The sequence below is a fragment of the Staphylococcus roterodami genome (assembly GCA_022493055.1).
In the GTDB taxonomy this organism is placed as follows: domain Bacteria; phylum Bacillota; class Bacilli; order Staphylococcales; family Staphylococcaceae; genus Staphylococcus; species Staphylococcus singaporensis.
Window position 1 is genome coordinate 1905945 of record CP092781.1, and the last position, 21705, is coordinate 1927649.

Annotated in this window: 19 protein-coding genes and 3 pseudogenes; 7 read left to right on the forward strand and 15 right to left on the reverse strand. The window is 31.0% G+C overall.

Features of this window, described 5'->3' with window-relative positions; translation table 11 throughout:
- The first annotated feature begins 51 nt into the window (after positions 1-51).
- Both ML436_09315 and ML436_09320 read left to right on the forward strand, forming a co-directional pair.
- Positions 52-1341, forward strand: coding sequence for a glutamate-1-semialdehyde 2,1-aminomutase (locus ML436_09315; protein ID UMT77355.1), 1290 nt, complete (start codon positions 52-54; stop codon positions 1339-1341).
- Between the two features lie 297 nt (positions 1342-1638).
- On the forward strand, positions 1639-2733 hold the full coding sequence (locus ML436_09320) for an aromatic acid exporter family protein (protein UMT77356.1): 1095 nt from the start codon (positions 1639-1641) through the stop codon (positions 2731-2733).
- A gap of 89 nt (positions 2734-2822) precedes the next feature.
- Here the strand turns inward: ML436_09320 and ML436_09325 are convergent.
- The 4 genes and pseudogenes from ML436_09325 to mutY all read right to left on the reverse strand — a co-directional run bounded on the left by ML436_09325 (position 2823) and on the right by mutY (position 6820).
- Positions 2823-2915: pseudogene (locus tag ML436_09325) on the reverse strand (hypothetical protein).
- A gap of 8 nt (positions 2916-2923) precedes the next feature.
- Positions 2924-4660, reverse strand: coding sequence for an SAV1866 family putative multidrug efflux ABC transporter (locus ML436_09330; protein ID UMT77357.1), 1737 nt, complete (start codon positions 4658-4660; stop codon positions 2924-2926).
- A 289-nt stretch (positions 4661-4949) separates the two neighbouring features.
- On the reverse strand, positions 4950-5492 hold the full coding sequence (locus ML436_09335; protein ID UMT77358.1) for a DUF402 domain-containing protein: 543 nt from the start codon (positions 5490-5492) through the stop codon (positions 4950-4952).
- Positions 5493-5782: 290 nt separating this feature from the next.
- Entirely contained in the window at positions 5783-6820 is a 1038-nt protein-coding gene (mutY, locus tag ML436_09340; GenBank protein UMT77359.1) for an A/G-specific adenine glycosylase, read from the reverse strand.
- Positions 6821-6970: 150 nt separating this feature from the next.
- Here mutY and ML436_09345 point away from each other — a divergent pair, with 150 nt between their 5' ends.
- Complete coding sequence (locus ML436_09345; protein ID UMT77360.1) at positions 6971-7948, forward strand: metal-dependent hydrolase; 978 nt, start codon at positions 6971-6973, stop codon at positions 7946-7948.
- A gap of 258 nt (positions 7949-8206) precedes the next feature.
- Here the strand turns inward: ML436_09345 and ML436_09350 are convergent, their stop codons facing one another.
- From ML436_09350 to ML436_09385, 8 genes and pseudogenes are all read right to left on the reverse strand, one after another.
- Positions 8207-9052 carry a hypothetical protein gene (locus tag ML436_09350; GenBank protein UMT77361.1) on the reverse strand — a complete coding sequence of 282 codons (846 nt, stop codon included), beginning with the start codon at positions 9050-9052 and terminating at the stop codon, positions 8207-8209.
- 8 nt (positions 9053-9060) lie between these two features.
- Positions 9061-10578, reverse strand: a complete 1518-nt coding sequence (locus ML436_09355) for an ABC transporter ATP-binding protein (protein UMT77362.1) — start codon at positions 10576-10578, stop codon at positions 9061-9063.
- Positions 10579-10592: 14 nt separating this feature from the next.
- A complete protein-coding gene (locus ML436_09360; protein UMT77363.1) occupies positions 10593-10907 on the reverse strand; it encodes a YfhH family protein in 315 nt (104 codons plus the stop codon).
- On the reverse strand, positions 10885-11703 hold the full coding sequence (recX, locus tag ML436_09365) for a recombination regulator RecX (protein ID UMT77364.1): 819 nt from the start codon (positions 11701-11703) through the stop codon (positions 10885-10887). Before recX ends, ML436_09360 begins: the two co-directional genes overlap by 23 nt.
- A 350-nt stretch (positions 11704-12053) precedes the next feature.
- Positions 12054-12863 carry a monofunctional peptidoglycan glycosyltransferase SgtB gene (gene sgtB, locus ML436_09370; GenBank protein UMT77365.1) on the reverse strand — a complete coding sequence of 270 codons (810 nt, stop codon included), beginning with the start codon at positions 12861-12863 and terminating at the stop codon, positions 12054-12056.
- A 212-nt stretch (positions 12864-13075) separates the two neighbouring features.
- A pseudogene (locus ML436_09375) lies at positions 13076-14393 on the reverse strand (ISL3 family transposase).
- A gap of 340 nt (positions 14394-14733) precedes the next feature.
- Positions 14734-15252 carry a type 1 glutamine amidotransferase gene (locus ML436_09380; protein UMT77366.1) on the reverse strand — a complete coding sequence of 173 codons (519 nt, stop codon included), beginning with the start codon at positions 15250-15252 and terminating at the stop codon, positions 14734-14736.
- Between the two features lie 130 nt (positions 15253-15382).
- Positions 15383-15544, reverse strand: coding sequence for a hypothetical protein (locus tag ML436_09385; protein ID UMT77367.1), 162 nt, complete (start codon positions 15542-15544; stop codon positions 15383-15385).
- Between the two features lie 225 nt (positions 15545-15769).
- Here ML436_09385 and yfkAB point away from each other — a divergent pair, with 225 nt between their 5' ends.
- Positions 15770-16921, forward strand: coding sequence for a radical SAM/CxCxxxxC motif protein YfkAB (yfkAB, locus tag ML436_09390; GenBank protein UMT77368.1), 1152 nt, complete (start codon positions 15770-15772; stop codon positions 16919-16921).
- A gap of 221 nt (positions 16922-17142) precedes the next feature.
- Here yfkAB and ML436_09395 read toward each other — a convergent pair.
- The 3 genes and pseudogenes from ML436_09395 to ML436_09405 all read right to left on the reverse strand — a co-directional run bounded on the left by ML436_09395 (position 17143) and on the right by ML436_09405 (position 19224).
- Positions 17143-17673: pseudogene (locus ML436_09395) on the reverse strand (acyl-CoA thioesterase).
- 91 nt (positions 17674-17764) lie between these two features.
- Positions 17765-19012 carry an aminopeptidase gene (locus tag ML436_09400; protein UMT77369.1) on the reverse strand — a complete coding sequence of 416 codons (1248 nt, stop codon included), beginning with the start codon at positions 19010-19012 and terminating at the stop codon, positions 17765-17767.
- 11 nt (positions 19013-19023) lie between these two features.
- Entirely contained in the window at positions 19024-19224 is a 201-nt protein-coding gene (locus tag ML436_09405; GenBank protein UMT77370.1) for a DUF1128 family protein, read from the reverse strand.
- Positions 19225-19370: 146 nt separating this feature from the next.
- On the opposite strand from ML436_09405, the gene ML436_09410 reads away from it, so the two are divergent.
- The 3 genes from ML436_09410 to ML436_09420 all read left to right on the forward strand — a co-directional run bounded on the left by ML436_09410 (position 19371) and on the right by ML436_09420 (position 21620).
- Positions 19371-19835 (forward strand): low molecular weight phosphotyrosine protein phosphatase, encoded by a 465-nt coding sequence (locus ML436_09410; GenBank protein ID UMT77371.1) that lies wholly within the window; start codon positions 19371-19373, stop codon positions 19833-19835.
- A 6-nt stretch (positions 19836-19841) separates the two neighbouring features.
- Complete coding sequence (locus ML436_09415) at positions 19842-20117, forward strand: YtxH domain-containing protein (protein ID UMT77372.1); 276 nt, start codon at positions 19842-19844, stop codon at positions 20115-20117.
- A gap of 279 nt (positions 20118-20396) precedes the next feature.
- Complete coding sequence (locus ML436_09420) at positions 20397-21620, forward strand: YihY/virulence factor BrkB family protein (GenBank protein ID UMT77373.1); 1224 nt, start codon at positions 20397-20399, stop codon at positions 21618-21620.
- The last annotated feature ends 85 nt before the right edge of the window (positions 21621-21705 follow it).

Genomic DNA, 21705 nt, shown 5'->3' on the forward strand with positions numbered 1-21705 from the left:
TTTATGATACGATATTAGATGAAAATATTAAATTAAAAGAGGTTGATATAAATGAATTTTAGTGAAAGTGAACGTTTACAACAACTTTCAAACGAATATATTCTAGGCGGTGTCAATTCCCCTTCTCGTTCTTATAAAGCTGTAGGAGGCGGTGCACCTGTTGTTATGAAAGAAGGACACGGTGCATATTTATATGATGTCGATGGCAATAAATTTATTGATTACCTTCAAGCATACGGTCCAATTATTACGGGGCATGCACATCCTCACATAACTAAAGCAATTCAAGAACAAGCTGCGAAAGGTGTATTATATGGCACACCTACTGAATTAGAAATAGAATTTAGTAAGAAATTACGTAAAGCAATTCCTTCTCTTGAAAAAATTCGATTCGTAAATTCAGGTACAGAAGCTGTAATGACGACAATTCGTGTTGCTCGTGCATATACTAAAAGAAATAAAATTATAAAATTTGCTGGTTCGTATCATGGTCACTCTGACTTAGTGTTGGTTGCAGCTGGTAGCGGTCCATCTCAACTTGGTTCTCCAGATTCAGCTGGTGTACCAGAAAGTGTTGCTCGCGAAGTAATTACTGTTCCTTTCAATGATGTTGATGCATATAAAGAAGCAATTGAATTTTGGGGTGATGAGATTGCAGCAGTATTAGTAGAACCCATTGTTGGTAATTTTGGCATGGTAATGCCACAACCAGGATTTTTAGAAGCAGTTAATGAAATTTCACATAATAATGGAACATTAGTAATTTATGACGAAGTTATTACTGCATTCCGCTTCCATTACGGTGCTGCTCAAGATTTATTAGGTGTTATTCCTGATTTAACTGCATTTGGTAAAATTGTTGGTGGCGGTTTACCAATTGGTGGATATGGCGGTCGTCAAGATATCATGGAGCAAGTTGCACCACTCGGCCCTGCATATCAAGCCGGTACTATGGCTGGTAATCCATTATCTATGAAAGCAGGTATTGCATTATTAGAAGTGTTAGAACAAGACGGTGTTTATGAAAAGTTAAATCGTCTAGGAGAACGTTTAGAGAATGGTTTATTTGAGTTAATTGAAAAGCATCAAATAACAGCAACAATTAATCGTATATATGGTTCTTTAACTTTGTACTTTACAGATGAAAAAGTCACTCATTACGAACAAGTTGAACGCTCTGATGGCGATGCATTTGGAAAATTTTTCAAATTAATGTTGAATCAAGGAATCAATTTAGCTCCGTCTAAATTCGAAGCTTGGTTCTTAACAACTGAACATACAGAAGAAGATATTGATCAAACGTTAAAAGCAGCAGATTATGCATTTAGTCAAATGAAGTAAACAGTCAAATTAGATAAACTAATTACCGAAATACATTAAGCAATAGCTCACATAGTGATTACAATGTATAAGTTAATGATATAGAAATTAACTTTACATAAATTACTGTGTGAGTTTTTATATTGAGGTAATCATACATACCCAGTCTAAAGTATGACATTCTATTAAGTAAGATGTCGGATTTATTTTAATAACTACAAATAAGCTTGAATTTTATAACCAGTAAGTGTATAACAGTAATGAATACGAATATTAGATATTCAATAAAATTTAAAATTAAAAGGAGCGTCATTATTTTTGAGACTAGGAGCTCGGATTTTTAAAACTGGTATAGCCATTATTTTAGCTATGTCTATCGCTTCTTTACTACCGGATGATGTTGGTCTGAAAGCCTTAGCTGGTGTCAGTGCTGTTGTTGCAATGCAACCTAGTATTTACCGTTCATTTAAAACAGTTTCTGATCAAGCATTGGGTAACGTTATAGGTGCCATACTTTCTGTTACAATGGTAACAATTTTTAGTGATAATTTTATCATTATGGGTGTTACCGTCATAGTACTTATTGCTATTTTATTTAAATTTAATTTAGCACATGTTGCTACTTTGGCGAGTGTAACAGCATTAATCATTATGGGACAACATACTGGTTCTTTCTATATTACCGCCTTTTACAGGTTTGTACTTGTAATGATTGGTGTCATAAGTTCATCTCTAGTTAACTTTGTATTTCTACCACCTAAATTTGAAACAAAAATTTACTATAATTCATTAAATATATCCTCAGATATTTTTATGTGGTTTAAATTAGTATTAAATGATACGACGGAGTTTAATAATATTAAACAAGATAGTCATAATTTAAAACAACGTGTCGAAAAGTTAGAGAAAATTTATGATTACTATAGCGAAGAACGTCCTATTACAAAAAAACATATTCACCAACAGAATAGAAAGAAAATACTTTTCAGAGAAGTAGTTCAGACGACTAGACAAGCTTATGAAGTATTAAACAAATTGTCGCGTTATCAAAACGACTTATATTTACTTAATAACAATTTCCTATTACAAATCAAATTAGATTTAGATTCATTAACTGCTTTTCACGAGCAAATTTTAGCTAGCCTTTCTAAAAAAGCACGTTATAATGTGACACATGTGGATTATGAGTTAGATAATCCGCAGAAAAAAGATTTATTGTCTACATTTCAGCATGAGTTAATAAATCATCCTTATCAAACGGAATATTCATTTGCTAATGTTATGCAAATTGTTGCAGCCATCGAAGAGTATCGACACCATTTAGAGCATTTAGACCGCATAAGAATTAGCTTTTTCACATATCATAGATCTGATGCAGACATCGAAATTGTTGAAGAAGACTTTGATTTATAACATTAAAACAATTTTATCAATTAATACCACAATGAGATAAAGTAATATTGAATCTCGAAATTAAATTTAAAAAAGCAGTAAGATTATTTTCAATGAAGAAAATCTCTTACTGCTTTTTCTATGTTATGACCCCACCATCCTGTTACAAATCTTCCCTACAAAAATGTACTGAAGTCAAACAACTAATACTTTATAAGTTTTGAATGCTATATAAATGCTCGTAAGCACCTTGTTTTGCAATCAATTCACGATGCGTACCTGTTTCAACAATATGTCCATTTTCAATTACGACAATTTTGTCTGCATGTGTAATAGTGGACAAGCGATGCGCTACGATAAGTGTCGTTCTATCTTTACTCAATACTTCTAATGCATCTTGAATAATAGATTCACTTTCTAAATCTAAAGCACTTGTTGCTTCATCTAATATAAGAATTGGTGGGTCGTTTAAGAAAATTCTTGCAATCGATAACCTTTGCTTTTGTCCACCTGATAATTTCACGCCACGTTCACCAACTTCTGTGTCGTAACCATTAGGCAAGTTCATGATAAAATCATGTGCATTCGCCATTTTTGCCGCTTCTACTACTTCTGCATCTGTTGCAGTTGGACGACCTAGTAAAATATTTTCTTTTACTGTATCAGAGAACAAAATATTATCTTGTTGTACTAATCCAATTTGATTTCTTAAACTTCCAGTTAAAAAGTCTTTAATATTATGACCGTCTATCAAAATTTGCCCTTCTGTCACATCATAAAATCTTGGTATCAAGTTAATCAATGTTGATTTTCCACCACCACTCATACCAACAAATGCAACAGTTTCACCTTTTTCAATACTCAAATTAATATCTTTTAAAATTGGAGCTTCGTTATCGTTATATTGAAAACTAACATGATCAATATCAATACGACCTTGTTTAATTTCAATAGGTTGAGCACCAACACCATTTTTAATGTCATAATCTTCGTCAATTAATTGGAATACACGGTCCATTGAAGCAAAACTTTGCGTTAAAGTTGTAAATGATGCGACTAAACGACGTAAAGGCCCGAACAATAACTCCAAGTAGCCAACAAATGCTGCAAGTGTACCAACTGTAATTGATCCAGAAATAGCAAGATATGCGCCTACACCAATTACAATAATTGGTCCAATATCCGTTACTGTATTAATTGCAGCAAATGAATAAGCATTCCATCTTGTATGTTGCAATGCACGCGTTAAGAAATTAGTATTCTTTTTATCAAAATTTTTCGCTTCATTGTCTTCAATAGCAAAACTTTTAACAACAGATATGCCTTGTACACGCTCATGAAGAAAACCTTGTACCTCCGCTAATGCTTGTGATCTTTTGCGAGTTAATTTTCTCAATCTTCCAAAGAATACATACACCGTTAAAATATAAAATGGGAATATAATTAATGCCGCTAAAGTTAATTTAACATCTAAAAAGAACATGATGGATAGCGCAATAATAATTGTGATGCAATCTAACCATATATTCATTAATCCTGTTAAAATAAAATCTTTCGTTTGTTCAACGTCATTGATGACTCTTGATATCACCTGGCCAACTTGATTGTTAGCATAAAATCTGGCACTTAAAGCCTGCAAATGATCATATAACTTTTTACGAATGTCATATAAAATTTTATTACTAGTCCACTGTGCTAAATATTGACGTATAAATTCAATTGGTGGTCTCACTATTACAAAAATAAATAGTGCAATTCCAATCGCAATGGTTAAATGATGAACTTTTTCGTTCGCTGATAATGCGTGATTATTTATAACACCATCAATTGCGTATTTAATTAATAATGGAATTAACATCGGAATTCCAAACTTAATTATCCCAACGATAATTGTTGCAATAATACGATATTTGTAAGGTTTAACAAATTGCAAATATCGTCTGATCATACGTTTTCCCCCTCTTCAATTACCCTAATCTCTTGTATAAAAAATGAATAGAGGTTGGATACATAATTCATAGATGTAAATTCTTCATTCAAATTTACATGTTTGAAATTAAGATATCTCAACCTCTGTCATATTCAAGTGATTAAATACGCTGACTGATTTGTAAGTTTATATTCTATTTCATTTAATCGACAAGCACGGTGTCCCCACACTACAACAAAAGATTTCATTATTCTTTACATCACTAAGTCAATATAAATGATTTACTTGGTATTTACACTTTATTTGCTTAATATTGTCTAATTTTTTTGTATCGTTCTTTCCAAACTTTGATGAAATCCGGAGCAAACGGACCTTTCTTTTGTTCAATCCACTGTTGAAGAATATCCACGTTCCGTCTTAAAATAATATCGATATCATGCGGATAATTCATTTGATTCATATGTTGCTCATATTCATCCTCATCTAACAGATGATATTTTCCATTTGGATACACTTTAATATCTAAATCATAGTCTATATATTTCAATGCTTCCTCATCACAAACAAACGGCGATGATAAATTGCAATAATAATAAATTCCATCTTCTCTAAACATGCAGATAACATTAAACCAATATTCTGAGTGAAAGTAAACTATTGCTGGTTCACGCGTGATCCAAGTTCTACCATCACTTTCAGTTACTAATGTATGATCATTTCCACCGATTACAACATGATCTGTACCTTTCAAAATTGTTGTTTCAGACCATACACGATGAATTTTACCATCATGTTTGTAGCTCTGAATTTTAATGTTTTCCCCTTCTTTAGGTATGGATTCTCTGACCATACTCCACACCACCTTCTGTTAATTTAACCATTATAAATTATAGCATATTTCAGAAATAGTATTATATAAATACAAATTTTTACTAAATAAGTTTTTACTATTTATCGTTAACTTAACTAAAAAATGATTAGTCAGTGACCATGTTGTTTTCAAAGTTTCAATTTAAATACGTTAATTTCAGACATTGCTAATTAAAATACATACATGTTCATGTTTATCTTCATAAATTTTACATTTATTTATACAAATTGCTATTTACAACTATTTAAATGCTCATCAACAATCAAACATTATCCATTAATAAATTGGTAAATTTTCGACATAGGAACAGGAAATGTATATTGATCACGTTCAGATAAATCAAACCAAATCATATCTTCTGGTAAAGTTTCAATATTAATAGTTCCTGGTATAGCATATACTTTTATTTTCCATGTTAAATGTGTGAATTGATGCTTTAACTCAAAAATCGGTGTTTCAACTGTTTGAATTGTCATATTCAATTTATCAGAAATTTCTCGAATTGCATCCTTACTTTCATACATCGGAAATTGCCACATACCATGCAATAATTTTTCACCGCGTTTTTGTAATATATATTTTCCCTGTTCATTCCTAATTAAAAATACGGATTGCTCAATTACTTTTTTACTAACATTTTTCGATTTAACTGGCAACTTTTCAAATGTACCTTTATCAAAAGCTTCACAATTATCTTGCACTGGACAAAACAAACATAAAGGATTTTTCGGCGTGCAAATCAAAGCCCCTAATTCCATCATTGCTTGATTAAATGTACCTGCTTCAGTCATTACATACGGTAGTAACTCTTGTTCATATGCTTTTCTTGTCGACTGCAACTTAATATCACGATAATCATCATTCAATCTAGACCAAACTCGAAAAACATTACCATCAACAGTTGCAAGTGGTACATTAAACGCAATACTCATGACAGCCGCTTGAGTATATGGTCCAACCCCCTTTAATGCTTTAAACTGTTCTGGATTTTCAGGAACTAATCCTTCAAATTTTTCATGTACTTCTTTAATTGCTGTATGAAAATTACGCGCTCTACTATAATATCCAAGCCCTTCCCAGTACTTTAATACCTCATCTTCTGACGCTTGGCTCAATGCTTCTACAGTAGGAAATCGTTCAACAAAACGATGATAATAATCAATAACTGTCTTAACCTGCGTCTGTTGTAACATAACTTCGCTTAACCAAATATAATAAGGATTTGTTGTTTGACGCCATGGCATTTCTCTTTGATTTTCATCAAACCAGTGTATCAAATTTTCCTTAAAACTAGACTCCTGATACATTTATAAAATCCTTTCCTCAACAAAATTAATTTTCGTAACTCATAATGTTTCTATTGTACATTAAAACAAGCTTAGTAAGTAAGTTAATTTAGTTATTTGCAAAATTGGATTATAATAGTATATATAATAAAATGAAATGAGTGAACAGATATGGATACTGCTACACATATCGCAATTGGTGTGGGGCTTACGGCACTTGCTACTCAAGATCCAGCAATGGCTTCAACATTTGGTGCAACAGCTACTACACTTATCGTTGGTTCATTAATTCCTGATGGGGATACCGTTCTTAAATTAAAAGATAACGCAACATATATTTCACATCATCGAGGTATCACACATTCTATCCCTTTCACAATATTATGGCCAATTTTAATTACGTTTTTAATTTTCATATTCTTTAACGGTACAAATCCATTTCATGTATGGATGTGGGCTCAGCTCGCAGTTTTTTTACATGTTTTTGTAGATATATTTAATTCTTATGGTACGCAGGCACTGAGACCAATTACTAACAAATGGATACAATTAAGTGTAATTAACACTTTTGATCCAATTATTTTCACAGTGCTATGTATTGGAATTGTTTTATGGCTTTTAGGCATACACCCTTTTGCAGTTTTCTTTCCAATTATTGTATTACTTATAATTTATTACATCATTCGATTTAAAATGAGAGCAATGATAAAGCAACAAGCTTTGAAAACAATTCAAAAAGAACACCATCCTGTTAAAGTATTTGTCGCACCAACGTTAAAATTTATGGAATGGCGTGTTGCAATACAAACAGATGCACATGATTATGTCGGAAAAGCATACGGTAGAAATATTGTATTTAGTGATAAAGTTGAACGTCAAAAATTATCTACTGATTCTATTCTATGGAAAGTGAAAGGAAATAAAGATATACGAACATTTTTAAACTTTTCATCCATTTATCGTTGGCAAACAACAGAACTTGACGACGGTTCTACAGAAATTCGTTTGATAGATTTACGCTATTTAAAAAATGATCATTATTCATTTGTCGCAATAGCTCATCTAACTAAAGACAATGTCATTGACCATTCCTATATTGGTTGGGTTTTTACAGAAGATAAATTACAACGTAAATTGTATGCTAAATAATCACAAAATTTTATATCCTATAGCAAATTTGCATAAAAATAACCGGCGAGTTATTAATCGTTTAATGATTATAATCTCATCGGTTATTTTTTATATCCTAAATATCAATGTAACTCAATATATTCATTCAAAATAAAAATCCGACGCAATTAAAAATCAAAGCGTGAAATCCAAATTTTAATTAGGAAATTCAATATTTTGATATTCGAAGCGCCGGATTATAAATATATAAGAGTATTTAAAATATACAATTTATAGTTAGTTTGATGTTTCATCATTGTCAACATGAGGATTGCTATTATCTGCATCATGTTGCTTTTCAATTTGTTTTATTTCTTTAGTCTTTTTCATATAAATTGCATGTGTTGCATATCTTGTTAATACAAAATTCACTACCGCTACCAAAAATAACACTAAAATAAAATATAAATGATACGGTATATTTTCCATACTAGATATACCAAAAATAATAGATTGTGTTATGCCATTTACAACGTAATATAATGGGTTAAGCATTAATACATGGTTCAAGAATACATGATTTGGATTTGGAATAAACATAATTGGTAAAATGAATAAACATAATACACAATATCCATAAAAGATTAAGTTTATTTTATCAGTTAAGAGTCGAATTAATCCAAATGTTACGGATATAAGTCCTACAAATAAAGTAGCCATCACAATAAAGTAAAACAATGCTATAAATGATGTTTCAAAGTTTACAGGTTTTACCAATGCACCTACCATTGTGGTAATACTCAACAGTACGAAACAAATGATAGACATAATGACTACAGGCGTAGCTGCAGATATATTAAACAGTTTCGTAACTAAAAAATCATTCATGTAATGATGATAGGCACTATAAATAGTGTACATTAATATACCGTATACTATTAGCGCAATTACTCTAAATAACCATCGTACTTCTTTTACATCAGTCAAATGACTAAAATGAAATATCGTTTCACTTGCAACAACTAGTAATAAACATGCAGCTAATACGATTAGAAAACTTTTCCAACTTTGCTTTAATCGTTCTATTACGAATCTCTTAGTATGTGGCAAGTTTTTAAAATATAAAATAATATTATCTAGCATCTTTACACCTACAATTCAATATAAATCCATTTGTCTTCTTTTAAATTGGCAATACAATAACCATTACCAACTTTAGTAATCCAAATGTTTTTATTAATATTAAACTTATCTTTTAATTCTTTTTTATCGACGATTGGATAAACGAAACCATATAACTGATCATTGTCATTAAAAAGCAATTTTATTGGTTGTTGTGTAACAGATGCGACAAAACGATTATCATCATCAGGTACTAAAGTTTTAATAACAGAATTATGTTTTTTATGTAATTGACTGTTAAAGTAAGCATAATAATTACTATAATTCGATTTCATATATGGCGCTAACTTTTTAAAACTATGTGTTTGATACAACCCTGCTGGATTAAAGTATTCTAGTTTATCTTTATTAACATAGTACGTTTTATTATCTGCATTCACACGGTAATTTTTACTATTTTCTCCAGTAATCGTCACAACACTATATTTCGGAATCGTGATTTGCTTATCTCCTTGCATATCGACACTGCCATTAAATGCAATACCGTAAGCTAATTTTTCGATATACGGGTCTTTATTTTCATTTTGCATCGTTGCACGATTTGTAAAATCTGTAATCGAAATAATCCCCATATTATTGAAAATCAATAACACCGTTAATATAATTCCACATATAATACCTGATGCCATCGTCCAAAAACGTACAAGAAATTTAGGAGGTTTAGCGTGATTATAACGTTCAATACGCTTGAAATTATATGTCATTTCTGGGATTCTTGTACGATTCTTTTTCCAATCTAAATCAAAGTTTTGTATTTCTTCTTCTGATTCTATACTTAATCGATCACGTTCATGTTCTTTAAACGATGGAATCACTTGTTTCAATGAACCTTCCATTCTTAGTTGACCATGTGAAAACCAAGCAATATAGTTACTAACTTGAGCGATTTTATCAACATCATCACCGATTGTTACAATTGTTAAATTATTTTCTATATAATCATTTGTCAGCTCAATCGCACGCCCCATAAATTGCGGCGGTAAATAATCGATGACATGGTTCAAAATAATAATATTTGATTTTGAAGATCGCGCGATACTTAATAATAATTGTGCATAGGCTGCTTTAGAAATTTGATTGACGGGTTTCGTTTTATATTCGCCTAAATGTGCATATTGAATAATTTGCTCTGCTTTATGGTCGTTAATTTCGTATGGAAAAAGTTGTATTAGCTGTGCTGTATATGTTTCTACAGTTTGATGTATTAACGATTGGTCTTCTATGTAACCATAAAACAAATCTTCAGTGCATACCACTTTACCTTTATCTGGTTTAATTGCACCTGCTAGCAATTGACCAACAAGCGATTTAGAAGATTCCGCTTCTCCAATAATACCTAATGCTTCCCCTTGATAAATATGCAAACTGATATTGTTTAAATCAATATCTTCAGCATCATATCCAAAAGGTAAATACCATTTTTTATTTTGTTTATTCCTATAGTAGTGAGTTACTTTAAGTAACTTTAAAACAATTGAACTTCCCATCTATTTTCATCCTTCTATAATTGTAATAACGCTATAGGTAAGCCTTCCTCGGGTTTATTACTATTAAATCTAAATCCCCATGCAAAAATACCTTTTAATCTTTCAACTTTAAAATATTGGTTACTACCATCTGTCAATTTATAAATTCTACCTATTTCAATCTTTTCTCGATCTACTAAGTAACTTTCGGCAACAATGACTTTACTTTGATATACATCGTATTCATTTAAAATACCATTCATCTCAGCTTTTCTCATTTTTTCTTTGTAAAGTTGTATTTCGTGTCTTAGTTCTGGTTCAGACATCTCACTCAATTTCTTCTGTTCCATCGGCAATACCACTTTCTTCTAATTTAGCTTTAATTTTATCATATTTATATCCTTTTCTCATAAGGCCTTCAATAGTTTTTAAAATTAATTTTTGATGCGTATACTTTTTACGATTTTTATTATATATCTTCTCTAAATCCCGTTCTAACAATCCATCTAATACCGATTCATCTTGTGAAAAATCCATTTCATTCATCACTTCATGAATGACATCCATATCAAAACCTTTTTGTACCAATGATTGCATTACTTTTTCTTTCACTTTACTTGGTGGACCTTTTTTAGTTTTACAGATTTTTTCTGCGATTTGTACAATATCCTCAATAGCTTGCTGTTCTCGATAAAGCGCTGTATACATTTCAATAATGTTTGCTTCAACACCTAATTGGTATAGCTTTTGTTGATAAATTTTAGGACCTTTGTCTGTTGTGCGTATCATTGTATTTTTTAAACTTTCTGCATAATCACGATGATCTATTAATTTTTCACGATAACAGTATTCAATAACTTCAGAAATAGCTTGCTCTGAAATCTCTTCTTTTTGAAGATATTGAACAACTTCTTTTTCCGTTCTTTTTTTAAAAGATAAATATTGAATCGTTTTATTTAGCCCTAAACGATAATGATCATATTTCTGGATTTGTGCCATTTCTGCTGCTTCTAATTGCTGACCCTTTTTCAAATTAAATTTGACTAATGTATCAATATCGATTCCCATTTCAAATTGACCATCTAAAAATAGATTGAAACGTTCTTTATTTTTCTTTTGAACTTCTATTTTAGTAACCTTAGGCATTTTTTCACCCCCACTGCATTCTTAATTCCAGTTATTTACTATTATATTATTCATCAAGCAACTTACTATAGCAAATGTTTAACTTTAATTACTGATTGATAGCTCATTTGTAATTTAAATATTACTCAAAATATAACTCTTATAGACTCCACTCATTATTATTGAACAATTAAAAAAGAAGTTTCAAACTTAATTTACCAATTAATGACAATAAAAAAACCACACAAACATAAAAAATGTAAGTGTGATTCATCGATCAAAAATATTCGTAAGCTAGTATAATCATCCAAATTTTCCGGTTAAGTCCATTTATAAAATGCACTTAAAATCAGACTAATTATTAACTTACTTTAATGATTCAATTGAGACATTGCCTGTTGATATTGTGTTTCAGTTATATAATTTTGTTGCTTCATTTTTTCTAAATTTGTACTTACTCGTTGCGTAAAGTTCTCTGACATATTATTTATATTGTATACGCTCGGTGCATTTACTTTACTTGCTAAAATAGCACTTTGTAGAACTGTTATATGAGACATTGATGTACTATTTTTATTAACGGTTGTTCCAAAGTAATGGTTTGCTGCTCCCTCAATCGTATACTGATTATCCCCAAAGTAAATATTATTTAAATAAAAGCTTAAAATTTCGTTCTTATCATATTGTTTCTCAACTCGATGAGCCACAAATAATTCTTTTACTTTTCTAGTAAATGAACGATCGTTATCATAAAAATAATTTTTAACTACTTGTTGTGTGATTGTACTTCCACCTTGTACATCTCTATCACTAATTGTTGAGAATAACGCTCTCGTTGTCCCTTTTAAATCAAATCCGTGGTGTTTATAGAAACGTTCATCCTCCATTGAAATAAAAGCGCCTTTAACATAATCTGGCATATTATCGGCTGATACAAAACTACTTTTATTTTCAATTTTTCTTAAATCATCTACATTATCGCGAGTAGATAAAAAATACATAATTCCAATAAACAATGCGATAATAACTATGATTATTAATAATATTTTTAATAGTATTCGTTTACTCTTTTTCTTTTTTGGTGGTTTACCTACTGGTTGATAATACGTATTATAGTGAGGTTCATGACTCTTTTGCTCAATATGTTCAGTTGAGCTTGGGTACCTATCGCTTCTTTTCATGCGTTTGCTCCTTCTTTTAAAACTCACTTGGTATACCTTGAGTTTACCAGTACTATCACTAATAGGCTACACTTTTTAGAAAAATCAGTCCAAGGGCTTACACTAACATACATCATCATACTTACTCATTATGTAACGAATAAATATTTTTTAGGAAAATCAAAAAATAAAGGCTCTATGTCAAATTGGACTGATGAGTTCAATATCGGAAGTTAGGCAACTAAACATTGCTTAACTTCCTTTTTACTTTTTGGAGCGTAAAGTTTTGAACATAATAATATTCGATTGCGCAAATGATTGTAACTTCCATAACCAAAAGATGTACGTTTAATTAATTTTATTTTGTTATTTATACCTTCTAAAGGACCATTTGATAAATTGTAATAATCAAATGTATTTTTTATAAAGTCTACATGTTTGTTAAGTGTCTTAATTGCTCGTTGGACAACTGAATGCGTTTGGGATAATGGCATATGTTTTAATTCGTGAATAAAGCCTTCATAATCATTATGTTTAAGTTTGAATCGTAGCTGATTGATATATTGGTAGGCGTCATTTAACGAATCATCTTGATCTAATAAATACTTGACGATACCCTTTTGTGTCTTCCATTCCTTAAATAAAGCTACTTTACGATATTCAAATGCCTCTAAATCTTCTCCAGGTTTTAATAGTAATTTCGCATATCTTTTAAACTTATTATATAACGGTTGATTCGTCGTTCTTAATTCATTCATAACAGCGACTCGAATACCATTTAAAGCACGATTTAATAATTGAACAATATGGAATCGATCGATAACTATTTTAGCGTTCGGAAACATCTCTTTAATCAATGTCATATAGCCTTCATGCATATCAATGGAAACAGTCTTTACACGTTTTCTAGCTTTAAGTGAAAAACGATAAAAATACTTTTTCAACTCACTTAATCTACGATCTTCAACAATATCAATAATATGATGCGTTTGTGCATCAGCGTATATAAAACTCATTTTCCCAGAAACATTTTTAACACTTTTAAATTCATCCATCATGATATGTTCAGGAAGTGCAGAATACGGCGATTGATGAAGCGATTGAGTTACCTCATCAATGATACGAGAAACTGTAGTAGCTGACACAGAGCAGGATTTCGCTATAGATTTTTCAGAACGAATTTCTGTTGGCTTTATTAAGTACAGCTGATCGTGTTTTTTTTGATATAAAACAGTATTTATCAACTTCAGGTGTTTCGGCTGTAAAGTATCGTTCGCACGTTTTACATTTAAAACGTTGCTTACGCAACATGATATAAGTTGGATATTCGGAGATTTTAGGCATAGTGATTCTAGAAGTCTTAGATCCATTTTTGATTAAATTACCATTAATGTTTTTACAATTGCAGTTTGGGCACACCTCAGGTGTATAGATTAGTTTTGCGTAATAAAAGAAACACTTTCTCCCTTTATACTCAATTTTCTCAAGTTTACCGTCAAAAACAATATTTTTATCTTTAAAATCAAAGGTATTTAGTATAACATTATTCATAGGCGCATTATCTCCTTTAGTTATTTGTTTAGGCACTTTTAATTATAGAGATAATTGCGCTTTTTTTATATTCAAAATCAAAAAATCGGACAGATGAAAAGTAAAAAACTTTTCCATCAGTCCGATTTATTATAGAACCAAAATAAACATTTATTTATAAAAACGTCATTTTATATTCCCCAAAAAAAGGCCACTCCTATCCATACAATAGAAATGACCTTTTATATATTCAATTTTAGCCAAGGACTTATAATTTAATAAACAAAATCAATTTTATTAAAAAGTCTCATGCTATATCCTATTACTATTAAAGCTCACAATACTAACTAACAGTAAATATTTAATTTTGTAACTGCTTAACGATTTCTCTATTAAAATCATCTAAATCATCTGGTACCCTGCTTGTTACAATATTATTGTCAACTACAACAGATTCATCAACTACTTGAGCACCAGCATTAGATAAATCTTTACGTATATTTAATACTGCTGTTAATGTACGACCTTTTAAATCATCTGTATCTATTAAAATTTGTGGTCCATGACAGATGGCAAATGTTGGTACATCATTTTTAGTGAAATATTTAGCGAATGTACCATAACGTCCTTCAGCATCACCACGTAAATGATCCGGTGAAAATCCACCAGGAATTAATAATGCATCATAATCTTCTGGTTTCGCATCAGCAATACTCACATCAACATTTACTTTTTCGCCGTGTTTGCCAACGACTTCACTATGCGCTGTATCTCCAATCACTTTGGTTTCAAAGCCTGCATTTTCTAATGCCTCTTTAGGACTTGAATATTCTATATCTTCAAATTCATTTGCTAGAATAATTGCTACTTTTTTAGTCATTGAAAATCACCTTTCTCTATAACATTGATATCAATACTATAGACAACTTAATCACTGATTAAACATACTATGACTTAAAATATTATTCATACATCGCTAAATGATCCCTTTGCTACCTTAGAAATAGTAATTATTTAGAAACTAATTTAACCTTTTCTTCTAACTGATCTAACAACCCAATCCATTCATCTATGTCTTCTACACGTACTTCATCAGGATTCACATGATCAATTTCCTCAATAAATTTATTTAAACGTGCTTTTATTTGTTCGATTGTTTGTTGTTCATTCATAAAAAAGTTAACTCCTTTAATTTTGATTTTCTTTTTCATTATTATCCTAACAGAAATCACATAAAAGCGGTATAATCTTAACGACATTTATGGGATTCTAATTATTTTGACTTTTAAAAAATACCTTTTCAATTAAGTAAAAGTACGAGATAATTTGTAACGAATAATAATACGAAGAGATATCACAATGGTATCAATCAAATAGAAAGAAGGAAGTTTAAGACGATGAATAGCATCAAATTAAAGCAACCTGTAAGCATTCTAAATGATCCATGGGAAGCATACAACGATGTTAAAGATTACGGCGAATTGACTTTGAGTAACATCGAATTTACCACTACAAACTTATGTAATATGCGTTGCAGTCACTGCGCAGTAGGCTATACACTTCAAACAGTTGATCCAGAACCATTAAGTATGGATTTAATTTATCGAAGACTTGATGAAATTCCAAATTTACGTACAATGTCAATTACAGGTGGCGAACCAATGTTTTCTAAAAAATCTATTAGAAACGTTGTTAAACCACTATTAAAATACGCTTATGATCGTGGCATATATACTCAAATGAACTCAAACTTAACACTCCCACAAGATCGTTATCTAGATATCGCTGAGTATATTGATGTTATGCACATTTCTCACAACTGGGGTACAACGGACGAATTTGCAAATGTCGGTTTTGGTGCTATGGAAAAACAACCCCCTTTAAAAGCGAAATTGAAATTATATGAGCAAATGATTGACAATGCTCGTACATTATCAGAGCAAGGTATGTTTGTATCAGCTGAAACAATGCTTAATCAAAGTACATTACCACATTTACAAAAAATACATCAGGAAGTCGTACACGATATGAAATGTAGTAGACATGAAATTCATCCTATGTATCCAGCCGATTTTGCTAGTCAACTAAATGTATTATCTCTATCTGAAATGAAAAAGACAATTCATGACATTTTAGATTTTAGGGATGAAAATGTATGGATGTTATTTGGAACTTTACCTGTTTTTCCTTGTTTAAAAGATGATAATGATCAAATGCTTTTAACACGTTTAAGAAACGCTAAAAATGTAACAACTAGAAACGATCCAGATGGTCGCAGTCGTTTAAATGTTAATGTATTTACTGGTAACGTTATAGTTACTGACTTTGGCGATGAAACAGGAACAATTTCAAATATTCAAAAAGACAAATTGACAGATGTATTTGATAAATGGTTATCAACAGACCTTGCTAAATCATTAAATTGTCATTGTGCTGAATTTAGTTGCTTAGGTCCGAACGTTCTCGTTAAAAACATGTACTATCCGAATATGGATTTTAAAGAAAATGAGCGCCATATGCATAAACAACCTCAAATTTTACAATTTTAAATACCATTAAGTTTAATATTGAGAGTTCATCTACATTGATATGACTTTATCCTTTCGATACAAATACTGCTTTAAATGGTCCGGTCCTCTTTCAAAAATGATTGTTGACCAAAATTAAAAAGACAGATTGTAGGATTCTATGTACTGTATCCTAAAAAGTTAGATTTTTTAGTCCAACTTTTAGGTACGCATTATTATCCTTCACAATCTGTCTTTATTTATTAATCTTTAATATGTTGTACTTTAGCTAAATATTCAATCGTTTGTTTACTTTCAATGCGACGTGCTTTTCTTCTTTAAACACGTTGTGGTGCTGTATCGTAAAACCATTTTTCAACATCATCTTCTGGATAAACACCAGGCACATGTTGTGGTTTGCCATCGTCATCCAACGCAACGAAAGTTAAGAAACTTAATGCTGCTAAGTCATGTTTGTTGTTAAATACATCATCTATTCTAATTTGTACAACAACTTCCATTGAGCTTGTTCCAGCATATGAAACCATTGCTACATACTGTAATATATCCCCTGTTTTAATCGGTTTTAAGAAATCTACAGAATCTGTTGAAGCAGTTACCACTTGAGCACCTGCATGTTTCATAGCTGTAATCGCAGCAATTTCATCAATATTAGCCATTAAAGTTCCACCAAACATAGTATGATGATGGTTTGTATCTTGAGGAAAAACTTGTCTATTTTTATAACATTTTGATTCAGACATAGATTTCATCGGTCTGTCCTGATTTGTCATAATTTAATCTCCCAATCTTTACTGTGATTACGTATTACATTTTTAAATCATCGCTAGTTTCACCAATACAAAACTTTAAATTATCATTTATTTAGAACGTTGGCGCCCAATTTCCATTTTCAAATACAAGTTCTTCCGTACCATCTTCCAAAATACCATAAATAGTTAAATCACTGCTGCCAATCATGAAGTCAACATGTACATTTGAATCATTCAATCCACATGCTACCTTTTCTTCTACTGACATTTCTGTACCACCTTCAACATTAAAGGCATACGCTGAACCAATTGCTAAGTGGCATGATGCATTTTCATCAAACAATGTATTATAGAAAATTGTATTGCGGTTTGAAATTGGTGAATCATCAGGTACTAATGCTACCTCACCTAATCTTCTTGAACCTTCGTCGGTATTAATTAAATCTTTAAGTACCGCCTCACCTTGTTCAGCTGAGAAGTCAGTAATTACTCCATCTTTAAAGTACAATTTAAAACCATCTATAATGGTACCGTTATAACTTAGTGGTAATTTATTTGTAACGTATCCATCTACTTTATTTCTATCTGGTGCTGTAAAGACTTCTTCTGTAGGAATATTAGCAATAAATGCTTGTTCATTGCCATTTACATAACTTGTTGCATCTTCCCAAATATGATTTTTAACTAGACCTACTGTTAAATCTGTACCTTCAGACACATAACGTAGCGCTTGATATTTTTTTTGTTGTAATTTTTTAGAATACACACTTAAGTTCGCAATATGTTGGCGCCAATTTTCTACTGGATCATTACCATCTATTCGTACAATTTCAAATACTTCATCTATGAACTTAGCATATGCTTCTTCAATAGGTAACTCAGGGTACACACGCTTAGCCCAAGCTTTAGAAGGGAATGCTGCAACTACCCATGCGAATTGATTCTTTTGAACGCGTTCCATATATCCTTTAAATGCACGTGAATTTTGCTGTTGGAATGATTGCAATTTTTTACTGTCAATTCCATTCATTAAATCAGGGTCTTCACTAATTAATGCTAAATTCGCAGCACCACGTTTTACATAATCCATTCTTTCTTCAACGTCGTACGATTTAATAGCATTATCTGCAAAAAATTCTATTGGTTCATATTCAAATTTCAAACGATTTAACGTTGGATCACTATATGCAACGCGTACATCTGATGCACCACATTTATAAGCTTCTTCAACAATTAAATGTGTTAATTCTAATGTTTCAACTGAAGCTCTTATGAAAACAGGTTGTTTCGGTTGAACATTCATACCTACTTTCACTAATAATTCAGCATATTGTTGTAACTTTTGTTTATAATCTTTCAATTCACTCACTCCTAGTCATGTCGCAATTGCCCTAAAGCATCAGCGATAGCTGTCACTTCACTCGGCGATAGTCTATCTCTTGATTGAACAAAATCATATATTTCAGTTAGTTCTTCTTCGTTGGCATTTTTATATTTATCAGGATCTAACAACCCTTGATTAACAATATTTAATTTCTCTCTAATAGCTAATACTTTCTCTTCATTTGTCATAGCCTTATAGTTCACCTCTAATTATAGTTATGTTATCAAAGTATCACAATTTAATAAACTTTAATAGAAATTTATATAATCTGCTTCCTTATTGTTTAAAGTCGCTTTAAAATGGGGATATAACTACATAGTTTGGAGGAATTATAATGGTAGATGTAGCATTTGTCTGTCTTGGCAACATATGTCGTTCTCCAATGGCAGAAGCAATCATGCGACAAAGACTTAAAGACAGAAATATTAATGAAATTAAAGTATACTCTAGAGGTACGGGAGATTGGAACTTAGGTGAACCACCTCACAAAGGTACACAAAAGATTCTTAACAAACACAATATTCCTTTCGATGGCATGATTAGTGAATTATTTGAGGCAACAGATGATTTTGATTACATTATTGCAATGGATCAAAGCAATGTTGATAACATTAAATCTATCAATCCTAATCTTAAGGGCCAATTGTTCAAACTGTTAGAATTTAGTAATATGGAAGAGAGTGATGTGCCAGATCCATACTACACTAATAATTTTGAAGGTGTATACGACATGGTATTATCATCTTGTGATAATTTAATAGATTACATCGTAAAAGATGCAAATTTGAAAGAGGGGTAGTTTTTAATGGAAAATAAATTTGTTCCTGGTATTTTAATTGGTGCCGTTATTGGTGGCGCAATCACTTTAGCTGATAAATCTACACGTCAAGCTTTAATTCAATCAGTTAAAGACGCTAAAAATGGTAACCGTACTCGCAAGCCTTCTAAAGTCAGCAAGATTAAAGACGAAGTTTTATACTGGAAAGATGTTGTGGAAGAAATTCGTCGTAATAACCCTGAATTAGAACGTTCTTTAAAAGATGCAAAAGAAACATTTGTTAATAGAAAAAATCAACGTTAATGTCAGTTTAATAATTAATTAAAGGTAATACTATACAATGTATTATATCCCTTTCAAATATATCACTTAATAAAGTGATATATTTGATTGGCTTTATTACATTGCATGGGTATTGCCTTTGTTTTATTTTACAGTCAAAAAGTCTTTGGAAAATTTAAAGCAATTAATTTTTATAATATTATCATTTTCGAACCATATTATTGTTTATTTTTTTTATAATTGGATAAATACTAATAGCTACTTTTACAACAATACATAGAGAAAGGTTAAGGAGTGCGTATGTCGAAAAAGGATCACTCTTCTTCAAAGTATTTGAATTCAATCAAAAAACAAGAAGAAGAAACTAATACAAACAAGAGTAAGAAAAAAAATTCAAAAATTGATGTTGATCGTACATATATTGAACCTCAACAATTTCAATCTAAAAAACCAAAGAAAGATGACCAAGTCTTTTTCTTATCAAGGCTAAATAAACCAGCCAAATATAAGAAAGACTCTAATTTCTTGTCATATCTCATCTATCGCATTGGAAAAGATGATGCATCTGGACTGGCAGCACAAATGACTTATCATTTCGTTCTCGCTATGTTTCCGATGTTAATTTTTCTTTTAACATTATTACCATTCTTTAATATTAGCCAAAGTCAAATTACAAATATGTTAAGTAACGCACCTGCTGACACGTCAACTTTAATTAAAAGTGTTATTGGAGATATAACCCAAAACTCCAGTGGTAGCCTATTGTCAATTGGTTTGATTTTAGCAATCTGGTCAGCTTCAAATGGTATGACTGCAATTATGAATTCATTTAATGTCGCTTATGACGTTGAAGACAGCCGTAATGGTATTATTCTAAAACTTTTGAGTGTCGTTTTCACTATTGTTATGGGGATTGTATTTGTTGTCGCCCTTGCCTTACCAACACTTGGTTCAGTCATTAGCCACTTTTTATTCGGCCCATTAGGTTTCGATGAACAAGTTAAATGGGTATTCAATTTAATTCGAATTGTATTACCTATTATTATTATTTTCATCGTATTTATTGTTCTTTATTCTGTTGCGCCGAATGTTAAGACTAAAATCAGATCTGTTTTACCAGGTGCTATATTCACTTCAATTATATGGTTAGTCGGATCATTTGGATTTGGATGGTACATTTCAAACTTCGCTAACTATTCTAAAACATATGGTAGTATTGCCGGTATCATCATTTTATTAGTTTGGTTATATATAACTAGCTTTATTATTATCGTAGGTGCTGAAATCAATGCGATAATTCATCAGCGTAATGTTATTAAAGGTAAGACACCTGAAGAAGCAGCTTTGGAGCATGATGATAATAATAAAAACCACTATAATGAAAATACAAGATATGAATATGATGAAGAGACTAACACTCCAAATCAAAAAACATATCATGTTGATGAACATCCTGAAGATACCTATCCAGAAGATAATAAAAATTTAAAAGATAAAATTGTAGACAAATTAAAAAAAGACTAAGCAACTACAATAAAAACAGAGGTTTTCGCGATAAATAACGAAAACCTCTGTTTTTTAATTTTATGTACCGTTCGAAGCATTTAGC

What these genes read in the sequence shown, in the direction of transcription:
- ML436_09380 (UMT77366.1), bottom strand. Translation starts at nt 15,252, where the DNA reads ATGACTAAAAAAGTAGCAATTATTCTAGCAAATGAATTTGAAGATATA.
- ML436_09415 (UMT77372.1), top strand. Translation starts at nt 19,842, where the DNA reads ATGGAAAATAAATTTGTTCCTGGTATTTTAATTGGTGCCGTTATTGGT.
- ML436_09345 (UMT77360.1), top strand. Translation starts at nt 6,971, where the DNA reads ATGGATACTGCTACACATATCGCAATTGGTGTGGGGCTTACGGCACTT.
- ML436_09315 (UMT77355.1), top strand. Translation starts at nt 52, where the DNA reads ATGAATTTTAGTGAAAGTGAACGTTTACAACAACTTTCAAACGAATAT.
- yfkAB (UMT77368.1), top strand. Translation starts at nt 15,770, where the DNA reads ATGAATAGCATCAAATTAAAGCAACCTGTAAGCATTCTAAATGATCCA.
- ML436_09360 (UMT77363.1), bottom strand. Translation starts at nt 10,907, where the DNA reads ATGGAACAGAAGAAATTGAGTGAGATGTCTGAACCAGAACTAAGACAC.
- ML436_09335 (UMT77358.1), bottom strand. Translation starts at nt 5,492, where the DNA reads ATGGTCAGAGAATCCATACCTAAAGAAGGGGAAAACATTAAAATTCAG.
- sgtB (UMT77365.1), bottom strand. Translation starts at nt 12,863, where the DNA reads ATGAAAAGAAGCGATAGGTACCCAAGCTCAACTGAACATATTGAGCAA.
- ML436_09410 (UMT77371.1), top strand. Translation starts at nt 19,371, where the DNA reads ATGGTAGATGTAGCATTTGTCTGTCTTGGCAACATATGTCGTTCTCCA.
- mutY (UMT77359.1), bottom strand. Translation starts at nt 6,820, where the DNA reads ATGTATCAGGAGTCTAGTTTTAAGGAAAATTTGATACACTGGTTTGAT.
- ML436_09405 (UMT77370.1), bottom strand. Translation starts at nt 19,224, where the DNA reads ATGACAAATGAAGAGAAAGTATTAGCTATTAGAGAGAAATTAAATATT.
- ML436_09355 (UMT77362.1), bottom strand. Translation starts at nt 10,578, where the DNA reads ATGGGAAGTTCAATTGTTTTAAAGTTACTTAAAGTAACTCACTACTAT.
- ML436_09385 (UMT77367.1), bottom strand. Translation starts at nt 15,544, where the DNA reads ATGAATGAACAACAAACAATCGAACAAATAAAAGCACGTTTAAATAAA.
- ML436_09330 (UMT77357.1), bottom strand. Translation starts at nt 4,660, where the DNA reads ATGATCAGACGATATTTGCAATTTGTTAAACCTTACAAATATCGTATT.
- ML436_09420 (UMT77373.1), top strand. Translation starts at nt 20,397, where the DNA reads ATGTCGAAAAAGGATCACTCTTCTTCAAAGTATTTGAATTCAATCAAA.
- ML436_09350 (UMT77361.1), bottom strand. Translation starts at nt 9,052, where the DNA reads ATGCTAGATAATATTATTTTATATTTTAAAAACTTGCCACATACTAAG.
- recX (UMT77364.1), bottom strand. Translation starts at nt 11,703, where the DNA reads ATGCCTAAGGTTACTAAAATAGAAGTTCAAAAGAAAAATAAAGAACGT.